Genomic DNA, 13,245 nt, shown 5'->3' with positions numbered 1-13,245 from the left:
GTCTGACCAGTACCTGCAAACAGGGGAGAGGTTTATGGCACTGGATAATGCGACGGACTTTTCGATGTCCCGGCAAGCAATGAAGGCCGAGCTGCTGGATGCGGAAACCGAACTGAAACTGGCTTATGCATGGCGTGATGAGCGTGATGAACAGGCGTTGCACCGTCTGATCACCGCCTATATGCGTCTGGCGATTTCGATGGCGGCCAAGTTCAAGCGCTATGGCGCGCCGATGAATGATCTCATTCAGGAAGCAGGCCTTGGCCTGATGAAGGCCGCAGACAAGTTCGACCCAGATCGCGGCGTGCGGTTTTCGACCTATGCCGTATGGTGGATCAAGGCAAGCATTCAGGACTATGTGATGCGGAACTGGTCCATGGTTCGGACCGGGTCAACCTCATCTCAAAAATCGCTGTTTTTCAACATGCGTCGCGTTCAGGCCCGGCTGGAACGGGAAGCCGCCACCGAAGGGCAGGAATTGGACCGTCATCAGTTACACCAGATGATCGCCACGGAAATCGGTGTGCCGCTGCGCGACGTCGAGATGATGGAAGGTCGTCTGTCCGGCTCTGATTTTTCGCTGAATGCGGTGCAATCCGCTGATGAAGATGGGCGCGAGTGGATCGATGCCCTGGAAGATGACCGCGAGCAGGCAGCCGAAGCAGTTGAACACAGCCATGATACCGAACAGTTGCGCAAGTGGCTGTTGACGGCGATGAATGCCTTGAATGATCGCGAGCGTTTCATTGTGCGCGAGCGCAAGCTGCGAGACCCTGCGCGAACCCTGGAAAGCCTGGGAACCGAGCTGGGTCTGTCAAAAGAACGTGTACGACAGCTTGAAGCCGCAGCCTTTGCTAAAATGCGCAAGAACCTTGAAGCCCAGTCGCGCGAGGTGCAACACTTCATCGCATGAAACAGTTTGCGATTCTTGCGTTTGTTCTGGGTCTTACGGTTGCGGCAGCGCGACCGGGGCTGGCAGATAGACTTGTTCCCGCTGATGCCATGTCCGCGATGCGGGACGCCGATGTCTTGATATTGGGGGAAGTTCACGACAACCCGACGCATCATTTGGTGCAGGCCGAGGCGCTTGAAGCTGTTTCACCTTCGGCCGTCGTCTGGGAAATGGTCACGGAAGAGGGCGCGCAGAGACTCGCTCAGAAAGCTGTGTCAAACCCGGAAGAACTGAGCCGCATTCTGAAATGGGCTGAAAGTGGCTGGCCGCCGCTCAGCATGTATTATCCGGTGTTCGAGGCGTCAGGCGCGCCGGTTTACGGGGCTATGGTTCCGCGAGCTGCCGCGCGTGCCGCGATGGAACGCGGTGCCGCCACGGCGTTGGGGGCAGACGCGGCGCGTTATGGCCTGACGGTGCCTCTATCGCCCGAAGAACAGGCCGCGCGCGAAGCCGACCAGTTGGCGGCGCATTGCGATGCGCTTCCGGCTGAAATGTTGCCCCAGATGGTAGCGATCCAACGATTGCGCGATGCTGTGCTGGCCCGTGCCGTGGTCCGTGCGATGGACGAAACCGGGGGTCCGGTTGCCGTGATTACTGGAAATGGTCACGCGCGAAAGGACCGGGGCATACCGACCTATCTAGCGCGCCTCAGACCAGGTTGGAAAGTCGTGGCCGTCGGACAATCCGAGGATGGAGCGATCGACGGAGAATTCGATATCGTGATTGATAGCCCCACGGCCGAGCGCGAAGACCCCTGTGCGGCATTTCAGGTTCAGAATTAATCGCTGGAACTACCTGCGGGCCTTGCCTAATGTCGGGGCCGACCGGGACGGGAAGGGCTGAACATGCTGTCATCCAAACGCATTCTGCTGATTATCGGTGGCGGAATCGCGGCCTACAAATCGCTGGACCTGATCCGCAGGTTGCGCGAGCGTGGCGCGGACGTAACCCCTGTATTGTCGCGCGCTGCGGAAGAGTTTGTGACGCCGCTGTCCGTATCGGCTCTGGCAGGTGAAAAAGGCTATCGCGATCTGTTTGATCTCACCGATGAGGCCGAGATGGGGCATATTCAACTGTCCCGCTCTGCGGATCTGATCGTCGTGGCCCCCGCAACGGCGGATCTGATGGGCAAGATGGCCGCAGGGTTGGCCAACGATCTGGCCTCGACCCTTCTGATGGCCACGGACACACCCGTTCTGTGTGCGCCCGCGATGAATGTGCGGATGTGGACCCACCCGGCAACACAGCGAAACCTGAAGCAGCTGCAAGCGGATGGCGTGCGCTTTGTGGGCCCGAACGAAGGCGACATGGCCTGTGGCGAATACGGCCCGGGGCGCATGTCCGAGCCGCTGGAAATTGTCGCGGCGATTGAGGCTCGGTTGTCTGCGGGGCCTTTGACGGGCAAGCGGGTGCTGGTGACGTCCGGCCCGACGCATGAGCCGATAGATCCGGTCCGGTATATAGCCAACCGCTCGTCCGGGGCCCAAGGTGCCGCCGTAGCCCGGGCGCTGGCGGAATTGGGGGCCGAAGTAACCTTTGTGACTGGCCCGGCAGACGTGCCGCCCCCGGCGGGTGTGCGGGTCGTACCTGTCGAAACCGCGCAACAGATGTCTGATGCGGTTGATGCAGCTCTGCCCGTCGATGCCGGAATATTCGCGGCTGCGGTCGCGGACTGGCGTGTCGCCAGCGCGTCGGACAAGAAGCTGAAGAAAAGCCGCGATGGCCTGCCGGTACTGGAATTCACCGAAAACCCGGACATTCTGAAACGTGTTTCCGGGATGGGCGCGAACCGTCCGCCATTGGTTGTCGGCTTTGCGGCCGAGACGGACAATGTGATTGAACACGCCACGGCCAAGCGTCTGCGCAAAGGCTGTGACTGGATCGTCGCCAACGATGTCAGCCCTGCAACAGGCATTATGGGCGGGTCAGAGAATGCGGTCATCCTGATTTCGGACAACGGGGCCGAGGAATGGCCCCGTATGGGCAAAGACGAAGTTGCCCGGCGTCTGGCGGCGAAAATCGCGGACGCGTTGGCAGGCTGAAGGAAAGGCAAGGGCATGGTTGCAATCCGGGTGATCCGCGAAGACGGGGCAGACCCCGCCGTGGCGCTTCCCTCTTACGAAACCTCGGGGGCGGCCGGCGCGGACGTGCGTGCCAATCTGCCCGACCGCGCGCCGATTACGCTGGACCCCGGTCAGCGGGCGTTGGTGCCGACCGGCCTGCGCATTGAAATCCCGCAAGGGTATGAAGTTCAGGTTCGGCCCCGCTCGGGCCTTGCGTTGAAACATGGGATTACACTGCCCAACACGCCGGGCACCATTGACAGCGACTATCGTGGGCCCTTGGGCGTGATCGTGATGAATGCGGGCCAGGAACGGTTCGAGATCGCCCACGGAGATCGTATCGCGCAGCTTGTGGTCGCGCCGGTGGTGCAGGCCAGGTTTGAACTGGCTCAGGCGCTGGGCGAAACAGATCGTGGGGCTGGCGGTTTCGGCTCGACCGGGCGCGGCTGATGCTGTTGGTTTTCATCCTGGCTGCGGGGCTTTGGGGCGTCGGTTATATCGCCGGCACGTCGAAAAAAGCGCGCATGGTTTCCGTGAGTGTGTTGTTGGCCGGCGTCATACTGTCCCATCTGATCTTGCCGGATGGGCACCCTCTTCGCGAAGCAACGGGTGGGTCTGCGGCGCTTTGGCTGATCCTCGTGGGTTTCGCGGCGCTGGCTTTGCTGTATGGCAGAATACTCAAAGCCTTACGCAACCGCGCAGTTTCAACTTCGGAACCGGAGCCCGACATGCCCTCGGACCGATTTACCGAGGCCGAGCTGGACCGCTATGCCCGCCATATCGTTTTGCGCGAACTGGGTGGGCCCGGTCAGAAAAAACTTAAGAAAGCCCGCGTACTGGTGATCGGCGCAGGTGGTCTGGGCGCACCTGCGCTGCAATATCTGGCGGCTGCGGGTGTCGGCACGATCGGGATCATTGACGATGACGTCGTCGAGAATGCCAACCTGCAACGACAGGTTATTCACCGGGACGCGGATATTGGAATGCCCAAGGTCTTTTCGGCCCAGCGGGCAATGGAGGCGCAAAACCCGAACGTCGTTGTTCTGCCCTATCACCGCCGCTTGAGCGAGGAAATCGCCACCGACCTGTTTGCAGACTTCGATCTGATTCTTGACGGAACCGACAATTTTGAGACCCGGTATCTGGCAAACCGAACCGCTGTCGCGCTGGGCAAACCGCTGATTTCGGGGGCTTTGTCGCAGTGGGAAGGTCAACTGAGTGTGTTTGACCCCACCAATGGCAGCCCCTGCTATCAGTGCATCTTCCCAGAGGCCCCGGCCCCCGGTCTGGCCCCGTCCTGTTCCGAGGCCGGAGTGATCGGCCCGCTGCCGGGCGTCGTCGGATCAATGATGGCGGTCGAGGCGATCAAGGTGATAACGGGCGCCGGCATGGCGCTGCGTGGCGAGATGCTGATCTATGACGCGCTGTACGGTGAAAGCCGCAAGATTGTTCTGACCCGCCGGGGCGATTGCCCTGTTTGTGACATGAGAAACGATTAACCTTTCTTCACATGGGTTGGGTGTTCTGGAACACCCGGCCGTGGCGACATAGCTATGGGATCAAAGGAGATCCGCATGACCAACCCGATCCTGTCCAACTGGACCACACCGTTTGAAATCGCCCCTTTTTCCGATATCTCGGATGATGATTTCTCGCCGGCACTGGAGCAGGCGATGAAAGAGCATAACGCCGAAATTGACGCGATAGCGGCAAATCCGGATACCCCCACATTCGCCAACACGATCGAGGCGCTCGAGGCTGCGGGCGGGCAACTGGACAAGGTTCTGTCGGTCTTCTTCACGATTGCGGGCGCGGACAGCAACCCCAAGCGGGAAGAACTGCAACGCGCGTTTTCCCCCAAGCTTTCGACGCATTTTTCGGGCATTTCTTCCAACAAGTCGCTGTTCAAGCGTGTGGCCGACCTATGGGCACGGCGCGATGATCTTGACCTGACCGAGGAACAGGCGCGTGTGCTGATGCTGACCCACCGGGGCTTTGTGCGTGCCGGTGCGGCTTTGGAAGGGGACGAAGACACCCGTATGCAAGAGATCAAGTCGCGCCTTGCGTCGCTGGGCACCTCGTTTACCCAGAACCTGCTGGCGGATGAGCGGGACTGGTACATGGATCTGACCGAAGGGGATCTGAACGGCCTGCCGGATTTCGTCGTGGACGCGGCGCGTGCCGCGGGGCAGGAGAAGAAAGCCAAGGGGCCGGTGGTCACCTTGTCACGGTCGCTGATCGTGCCGTTTCTGCAATTCTCGCCCCGCCGGGACCTGCGTGAAAAAGCCTATCGCGCCTGGGCCGCACGCGGTGCCAATGGGGGCGAGACAGACAACCGAGACATCGCGGCCGAGATTCTGGCCTTACGCCAAGAACGTGCCAAGCTTCTGGGCTATGACACGTTCGCCGACTACAAGCTGGAAACCGAGATGGCGCGCACGCCGGATCGGGTGCGTGAACTGTTGATGCAGGTTTGGGAACCGGCCAAGTCCCGCGCAGACGCCGACGCGGATGTTCTGACGCAGATGATGCAGGAAGACGGCATCAACGGCCCGCTGGAAGCTTGGGATTGGCGGTACTATGCTGAAAAGCGGCGCAAGGCGGAACACGATTTGGATGAGGCCGCGTTGAAACCCTATCTGCAACTGGATCGTATGATCGAGGCTTCGGTTGCCTGCGCCAACCGGCTTTTCGGGCTGGATTTCAAACCGTTGGACGTACCCCTCTATCACCCGGATTGCCGGGCTTGGGACGTTACCCGCGACGGGCAGCATATTGCCGTATTTATCGGAGACTACTTTGCACGAGGGTCCAAGCGGTCAGGCGCCTGGTGCAGCGCGATGAGGGCGCAGGCCAAATTCCCGAAGAAGCAGACACCGGTTGTCATCAATGTCTGCAACTTTGCCAAAGGGGATCCCGCCTTGCTGTCCTATGATGACGCGCGGACCCTGTTTCATGAATTCGGCCATGCCCTGCACCAGATGCTGTCCAACGTGACATATGAAAGCATCTCGGGCACGTCCGTGGCGCGCGATTTCGTAGAATTGCCCAGCCAGCTTTACGAACACTGGCTGGAAGTGCCCGAGGTTCTTGCCGAGTTTGCGACCCATGCGGAAACGGGCGAGCCGATGCCGCAGGAAATGCTGCAAAAGGTGCTGAAGGCGGCCAATTTCGATCAGGGATTCCAGACGGTGGAATATGTCGCCTCGGCCCTTGTTGATCTGGCCTTCCACGATGGCGAGGCACCGGCAGATCCGATGGCGAAACAGTCAGAAGTTTTGGCCAGGTTGGGGATGCCGAAAGCCATTGGAATGCGCCACGCTACTCCGCATTTCGCGCATGTCTTTGCAGGCGATGGCTACAGCTCGGGGTACTACAGCTATATGTGGTCCGAAGTGATGGATGCCGACGCCTTTGCCGCCTTTGAAGAGGCGGGAGGTGCCTTTGACCCCGAACGCGCCAAAGCGTTGGAGGACAACATCCTGTCCACTGGCGGTTCGCGCGAGGCAGAAGACCTGTATCTGGCGTTCCGGGGAAGATTGCCGGGGGTTGACGCCCTGTTGAAAGGCCGCGGTCTGATCGCGGCCTGAAATCAGTAGCCCAAAGCGCGATCCACCAGGTGCACGAAGGGCTCTCCGGCTTCGCCACGCCGGATGTTTTCGCAAATGACCTGCGCGGCTGTGACCGGGCGGGTCTCGGACGCGATATGAGGGGTCACCGTCACGTTCGGATGTGCCCAATACGGATGATCGGGGGGCAGGGGCTCGACCCGGAACACATCCAGCGTCGCGTGACCGACCTGACCCGCGTTCAAGGCATCCAGCAGCGCATCGTCATCGATCAGGGGTCCGCGACCCGGGTTGATGATCCGCGCGCCCTTGGGCAGCAGGGCCAGCGTTTCAGCATTCAACGCGTTTTCGGTGGCAGCGGTGTCAGGCAGCAGCAGAACCAGTATCTCGGCCCGGGAAAGCGCGTCACGCAGACCGTCAGGACCATGCAGGCAGGTTACGCCGGGGATGCCCTTGGCGGTGCGGCTCCAGCCTGTGACCGTGAAATTCAGCGAGGCCAGGGTGCGGGCCGCGGCTTTGCCCAACGCGCCGAGGCCCAGAATGCACACTTTGCGCTCTTGCGCCAAAGGTGGGGCATCCGGGGCCCAGACGCCATCCTGGATGGTGATGTGGCGATCCATTCCCAGATGATAGCGCAGCACATGGCCCACCACCCATTCGGTCATACCTTGCGTCAGCCCGTGATCCACCATTCGCGCCAAGGGGACGGTCAGAGTGTCATTGTCCGCGATCTTTTCAACCCCGGCCCAGAGGCTCAGAACCGCCTTCAGGCGTGTAAAGGGCGAAAAATCCAGTAACCCGCCATTCGGAGCGTAGACAACGTAATCGACCTGATCCGGGTCAAATTCCGTACCGAGCCGCGCCTCAACGCCGGCCTCCGCAAGGTATCGAGTGAGCAGCGGTTCATACACGGGCCACAGGGCAGGGCGCGCGGAAAACAGTACGTTTACGGGCATCGGGGGCCTTTCGGATCAGCGGGGACGATGGATATGAGCGCTTTGGACGATGCCGAACGCGGCCATCAGCACCAGCATGGCCGATCCGCCATAGCTGACCATTGGCAGTGGGACGCCCACAACCGGTGCCATGCCCATCACCATCGACATGTTGACGGCAAAGAACAAGAAGAAGTTTAGCGCGATGCCCAGAGTAACCAGTGACGAGAACCGATCCTTGGTGGCCAGTGCGGTCGCCATGCAGAACACAAGGATCAGGGCATAGAGAATCAAGAGCGTGATGCCACCGACGAATCCGAATTCCTCTGCGAGGGTGGTGAAGATGAAATCGGTGTGTTTCTCGGGCAGGAAGTTCAGCCGGGATTGCGTACCCTGCATGAAACCGCGCCCGTTCCAGCCCCCGGAACCAAGGGCGATCTTGGATTGCGTGATGTGATACCCGGCACCCAAAGGATCGGTAGAGGGGTCAAGAAACGTGTCGATCCGGCGGAACTGATAATCCTTGAGCAACTGCCATTCGGTCCCGCGACTGTTGAACACGGCGGCGATCAGGCCCACGACGGCGGCAATGACGGCTGCAAAGTAGGCCCAGTGGACACCCGCAAGAAACATCAGCCCGCCACCGGCAGCCAACAGCAGGATCGACGTGCCGAGATCCGGCTGTTTCAGAACCAGCAGGGTTGGCAGGACAATCAGGGCCACGGGAACAAAGACCCAAAGAGGGCGCGACGTCTTGTGCGATGGCAGCCAGTCGTAATACGCCGCCAGAACCATGACCAGGGCCACCTTCATGACTTCTGAGGGTTGCAGGCGCATGAACCCAAGGTCGATCCAACGCTGCGCGCCCATGCCGATGGTGCCGAACAACTCCACGAATACCAGCAACGCGACCGACCCGAGATAGGCCAGCACGGACATGTTGCGCCAGAACCAGATCGGAACCAAAGCAATGATGAACATCGCGATCAGGCCAAGCCCGAACCGCTCCATCTGTGGTTCTGCCCAGGGTGTCCACGACCCGCCTGCAACCGAATACAGCATCAGGAACCCTGCGCTGGCCGTGCTGATCAGCAACAGGGTCAGCGGCCAGTTCATGTACAGGAATTTCCGAAACCCCGACGGAGTGGATTTCACGGCATATTCAAGATAGCTCATGCGCGGTCCTTTCCGTCGGGACGCGCTTTGGGGCGACGGTCGCCCTCGAGCCGTTTTTGCTGTTCCTTGATCCGCTCGCGGTCGGCAACCGGATATGCCTCAAGCGGCGGGGTACCGTTGTAGAGCGCCTGAAGCATGATATCGCGGGCCACCGGTGCCGCCGCCTTGGACCCGCCGCCGCCATGTTCAACGACCACGGCAACCGCGTATTTCGGATTGTCATAGGGCGCGAAGCAGACGAACAAGGCGTGGTCGCGACGCTCCCATGGCAGGTCTTCGTTGCGGATCACGCCGGCGGCACGTTCGGCCTTGGTGATGTTGCGGACCTGGCTGGTGCCGGTTTTGCCGGCCATGCGGAACTCGTCCGCGATGATGCGGCTGCGATAGGCCGTCCCACGCCGATCGTTCGAGACCGAGTACATGGCCTTGCGCACCTGTTCCAGATTGTAGGCGTTGATGTCCAGCGGTTCCCCTGCGCCCGAAGGCTGTTCGACACCGTCGATCGAACGTACAAGGCGCGGTGTCACCGATCGGCCGGTGGCGATACGAGCCGTCATGACGGCCAGTTGAAGCGGTGATGCCAGCATGAACCCTTGCCCGATGGACGCGTTGGCCGTGTCGCCCACCAGCCAATCCTGACCGTGTGTCCGCTGCTTCCATTCCTGATTGGGGGCAAGTCCAGCGGCGACCGCCGACATCGGAATATCGTGTTTGACGCCTAGGCCCAAAGTACGAGCCATTTCGGATATCTTGTCGATCCCGACCCGCAAAGCCACGTCGTAGTAATAGACGTCGCAGCTGCGTTTCAGCGACAGGTTCAGATCGACCGTGCCATGCCCGCCGCGCTTCCAGCAGTGGAACCTGCGGCTGCCGACCTTTAGATGCCCGGGGCAATACACTGTGTTTCCAGGGCCTATCACGCCGGCCTCCAGCGCGGCCAATGCGGTGACCATCTTGAAGGTCGACCCCGGAGGATAAGTGCCTTGCACGGACTTGTTGGCCAGAGGGCGGTACTTGTCCCCCGTCAATGCCCGATAATCCGCGACCGAGATACCGCGCACAAACAGATTTGGATCAAAACTGGGTGTAGAGCTGACAGCGCGCAGGTCCCCGGTTTCGCAATCCAGAACAATTGCCGCCGCGCTCTCTCCTGCCAGCCGCGCTTGCGCATATTGTTGCAGGTCGGCATCGATCGCCAATTGCAAGTCCGCACCCGGCTGACCTTCCTGCCGGTCCAGCTCGCGCATGACCCGCCCTGTGGCATTGACTTCGACACGCTTTGCACCGGCTTTGCCACGCAGGGCTGTTTCCTGCTTGGCTTCCAACCCGACCTTGCCAATCTGAAACCTGGGAATTCGCAAAACCGGCTCGGGGTCTTCGAGCTTGCTGAGATCGTAGTCGCTGACCGGGCCGACATAGCCGACGATATGGGCGAAATCCTCATAGCGTGGGTATTGCCGTGTCAGGCCCACTTCGGGCGTCACACCCGGAAGGGCCGGGGCATTGACTGCGACTTTCGAGATGTCTTCCCAAGTGACCTGATCCGCCAGAGTGACCGGCAGGAACGGGGCTGATCGGCGCATTTCGGTCCGGGCGCGTTCGATCTCATCATCGTTCAGCGGGATGAGTTCCGACAATTTGGCAATCACCTTGTCGACGTCACCTGCGTCTTCACGCACGATGACGATGCGATAGGATGGTGAGTTCTGACCGATGATTTGACCATTGCGGTCATAGATACGTCCACGGGTTGGCGGGATGAGTCGAATGTTGATGCGGTTTTCTTCGGCCAGCAGGCGGTATTCGTCGGCCTGATCCACCTGCATGAAACGCATCCGTGCGGCCAGCCCGCCGATAAAAGCCGCCTGCAAACCGCCCAGCAGCAGCGCCCGGCGTGGCAGGCGTTTATAGGCAAGGCCCTGCGACTTGGGTTTGCGTTGTTTCATGCTCCGCCCCCTACGGCTCCGGCATCCGCAGCAGACAGGCGGTGGACGCCAAATACGCTTTGGCTCAACAGCACGATGAACGGGTAGAAGGCGATTGTCAGCACAAGTTGCATAACGACTGGCCACAAAGCGGCCTGCTGCACAGACAAGATCGACAAAACGACTCTGTTCGTCAAAAAGACCATGGCAATCACCACACCGACAGACATCCATTCTCCGACAAACCCAGTGTCCTTCATACCCGGAGCGGCAGAGCGCAGATAGGCTGTGCCAAACACCACCAGCGCAGCCAGAAGGCCGGGCGGGCGTTGCAGCAACAGATCCGCCATCAGCATGACAAACGCGACCAGCAGCGTGGGCACATAGTCGGGGCGCCGCAATACCCAGGCAAAGGTCAGCGCAATCAATACATCAGGAAAAGGCCAGCGATCCGGTTGCGCATCAAGCGGCAGCAAATGCAGAAACAGAACGACAAAGGCCAGCGCAACGTAAAGGCCGCGCATGGCCCAGTTGTATGAGGCGGGCCTATCCATCGCTGACCTCATCCGGCACAAGCGCAGTTTCGGGCCGAGTTGGCCCGACGATCCCACCCGGATCCTGAATCGGCGGGGGCGAATGGAAGCGCAGAACACGAAGAAACTCGAGCCGTTCAAAATCTGCTGAAAGGCGAACGCGCAGGCGGCCGCCCGGATCTGCGGCGATCTGGCCGATCAAAAGGCCTGCCGGAAAAACGCCACCGTCGCCGGATGTGATCACCCGATCACCGGGGCGGACCAGCTCTCGGTTTTCAAGAAACTCGACCACTGGGGCCGGAGTATTGTCTCCTTTGATCAACGCGGTCTGGCCAGAAGGCTGAATTGTTGCCGGAATGGCACTGGTGGCATCCGTCACCAGGATCACCCGAGCCGTGTCTGGCCCGACGCCGGAAATTCGGCCAACCAGCCCGATTCCATCCATCGTGGCCCAGCCATCAACGATCCCGTCGCGTTCCCCCACATTCAACAGGACGGACTGCCGAAAGGGTGATCCGCTGTCGGCCATCACAACACCCGTGATGTATGTCAGGCGCGGGTCGAGGCGGACATTGTTCAGATCCAACAGCCGCGCATTTTCCTGCTCCAATTGCAGTGCGGCCTCTTTCCAGGCACGCATCAGGCGCAGTTCGCTGCGCAGCTCGCGGTTCTGCTCGCTCAGACGCTGGTAGCTTTGGAAATCGCGCACAAGGTTCACAGCGGCGGTCACGGGCACCATGGCCCAATCCATCGACGGTACGACCGCGTCCACCACCTGCGCGCGGAACCGCTCGACGCGCGGGCTGTCGATCCGCCAGACCAGAAAGATACCCAGCAAGCACAGGATGACGATCCCCAGCAACAAGCGGCGCAGAGGGGTCGTGTAGTCATCGCGCTGTGATCGGTCTTTTGCCACAGGTTACCTTCCCGTGCTGCTCGTGCCGAATTCAGACTGCCCCTAAAAGGTGCGCGCCTCAGCTTTCGTAGTCAATCGCGTGGCGCAGCTGTTTTTCGTATTCTAGCGCCTTGCCGGTGCCCAAAGCCACACAATTCAGGCTTTCGTCCGCGATGGACACGGCCAGGCCGGTCTGTTCGCGCAGGGCCAGATCCAGATCACCCAGCAATGCACCACCGCCTGTCAGCATGACGCCCCGATCCACGATATCGGCGGCGAGATCGGGCGGAGTGGTCTCCAGCGCGGTCATCACCGCTTCGCAGATCTGCTGGACGGGTTCCGACAGCGCCTCGGCGACCTGGGCCTGGCTGATCTCGATTTCCTTGGGTACGCCGTTCAACAGGTCACGACCCCGGATATGCATCGACTGGCCGCGGCCATCATCAGGCATCCGCGCCGTGCCGATCGTCGTCTTGATGCGTTCCGCAGTGGATTCACCGACCAGCAGGTTCTGCTGACGGCGCAGGTACGAGATGATGGCTTCGTCCATGCGGTCGCCACCTACGCGGACCGAGCGGGCATAGACGATGTCGCCCAGCGACAGAACGGCCACTTCGGTCGTACCACCGCCGATGTCGACGACCATGTTGCCGGTCGGGTCGGTGATCGGCATGCCCGCGCCGATGGCGGCGGCGATCGGTTCCGCGATCAGGCCCGCGCGGCGCGCGCCTGCGGACAAAACCGACTGACGGATTGCGCGTTTTTCGACTGGGGTCGCACCGTGAGGTACGCAGACGATGATCTTGGGTTTCGAAAAGGTCGAACGTTTGTGCACCTTGCGAATGAAGTGCTTGATCATTTCCTCGGCGGTGTCGAAGTCGGCGATCACGCCTTCACGCATGGGGCGGATGGCTTCGATCGAACCGGGCGTTCGTCCCAGCATCAGCTTGGCATCTTCGCCGACGGCCAGAACTTTCTTAACGCCGTCCTTGACGTGATAGGCTACGACCGAAGGCTCAGACAGGATGACACCGCGCCCCTTGACGTAAACCAGCGTGTTCGCCGTTCCAAGGTCGATGGCCATGTCCGCTGTGAACAGGCCGCCCAGATTGCCAAAGATCCCCATGTTTCCCCTGATCCTGTATGTCGGTTTTTCTACTGCCCGCGACTCGACGGTTCCGGGACGGATGACTTATA

The 13,245-nt window shown here is 60.6% G+C and carries 12 protein-coding genes; 6 read left to right on the top strand and 6 right to left on the bottom strand.

Annotation, left to right across the window (positions count from 1 at the left end; translation table 11 throughout):
* Positions 1-34: 34 nt before the first annotated feature.
* The 6 genes from GS611_RS09045 (at position 35) to GS611_RS09020 (ending at position 6,605) form a co-directional block, all read left to right on the top strand.
* Positions 35-913 carry an RNA polymerase factor sigma-32 gene (locus GS611_RS09045; RefSeq protein ID WP_152456879.1) on the top strand — a complete coding sequence of 293 codons (879 nt, stop codon included), beginning with the start codon at positions 35-37 and terminating at the stop codon, positions 911-913.
* Entirely contained in the window at positions 910-1,734 is an 825-nt protein-coding gene (locus GS611_RS09040; RefSeq protein ID WP_171634850.1) for a ChaN family lipoprotein, read from the top strand. Before GS611_RS09045 ends, GS611_RS09040 begins: the two co-directional genes overlap by 4 nt.
* Before the next feature lie 63 nt (positions 1,735-1,797).
* Positions 1,798-2,994, top strand: coding sequence for a bifunctional phosphopantothenoylcysteine decarboxylase/phosphopantothenate--cysteine ligase CoaBC (gene coaBC, locus GS611_RS09035; protein WP_171634848.1), 1,197 nt, complete (start codon positions 1,798-1,800; stop codon positions 2,992-2,994).
* Positions 2,995-3,009: 15 nt separating this feature from the next.
* Positions 3,010-3,465: a dUTP diphosphatase gene (dut, locus tag GS611_RS09030; protein WP_171634845.1), complete on the top strand. Its 456-nt coding sequence runs from the start codon at positions 3,010-3,012 to the stop codon at positions 3,463-3,465.
* Positions 3,465-4,514, top strand: coding sequence for a HesA/MoeB/ThiF family protein (locus GS611_RS09025; protein ID WP_171634843.1), 1,050 nt, complete (start codon positions 3,465-3,467; stop codon positions 4,512-4,514). The genes dut and GS611_RS09025 overlap by 1 nt, the downstream gene beginning before the upstream one ends.
* 75 nt (positions 4,515-4,589) lie before the next feature.
* Positions 4,590-6,605, top strand: a complete 2,016-nt coding sequence (locus GS611_RS09020) for a M3 family metallopeptidase (RefSeq protein WP_171634841.1) — start codon at positions 4,590-4,592, stop codon at positions 6,603-6,605.
* Between the two features lie 2 nt (positions 6,606-6,607).
* Here GS611_RS09020 and GS611_RS09015 read toward each other — a convergent pair whose 3' ends face one another.
* The 6 genes from GS611_RS09015 to GS611_RS08990 are packed head-to-tail and all read right to left on the bottom strand — an operon-like array spanning position 6,608 to position 13,174.
* On the bottom strand, positions 6,608-7,540 hold the full coding sequence (locus GS611_RS09015; protein WP_171634838.1) for a glyoxylate/hydroxypyruvate reductase A: 933 nt from the start codon (positions 7,538-7,540) through the stop codon (positions 6,608-6,610).
* 15 nt (positions 7,541-7,555) lie between these two features.
* Positions 7,556-8,695 carry a rod shape-determining protein RodA gene (gene rodA, locus GS611_RS09010; protein ID WP_171634836.1) on the bottom strand — a complete coding sequence of 380 codons (1,140 nt, stop codon included), beginning with the start codon at positions 8,693-8,695 and terminating at the stop codon, positions 7,556-7,558.
* Positions 8,692-10,641, bottom strand: coding sequence for a penicillin-binding protein 2 (gene mrdA / locus GS611_RS09005; RefSeq protein WP_171331337.1), 1,950 nt, complete (start codon positions 10,639-10,641; stop codon positions 8,692-8,694). Before mrdA ends, rodA begins: the two co-directional genes overlap by 4 nt.
* Positions 10,638-11,174, bottom strand: coding sequence for a rod shape-determining protein MreD (locus GS611_RS09000; protein WP_171634834.1), 537 nt, complete (start codon positions 11,172-11,174; stop codon positions 10,638-10,640). The genes mrdA and GS611_RS09000 overlap by 4 nt, the downstream gene beginning before the upstream one ends.
* On the bottom strand, positions 11,167-12,069 hold the full coding sequence (mreC, locus tag GS611_RS08995; RefSeq protein WP_170346418.1) for a rod shape-determining protein MreC: 903 nt from the start codon (positions 12,067-12,069) through the stop codon (positions 11,167-11,169). The genes GS611_RS09000 and mreC overlap by 8 nt, the downstream gene beginning before the upstream one ends.
* 58 nt (positions 12,070-12,127) lie before the next feature.
* Positions 12,128-13,174 carry a rod shape-determining protein gene (locus GS611_RS08990; RefSeq protein WP_039523195.1) on the bottom strand — a complete coding sequence of 349 codons (1,047 nt, stop codon included), beginning with the start codon at positions 13,172-13,174 and terminating at the stop codon, positions 12,128-12,130.
* Positions 13,175-13,245 lie beyond the last annotated feature (71 nt).

This window comes from Ruegeria sp. HKCCD6119, from assembly GCF_013110585.1.
Taxonomy (GTDB): domain Bacteria; phylum Pseudomonadota; class Alphaproteobacteria; order Rhodobacterales; family Rhodobacteraceae; genus Ruegeria.
The sequence above is the reverse complement of the archived record's forward strand: the minus strand, read 5'-3'. Positions and strand labels throughout refer to the sequence as shown.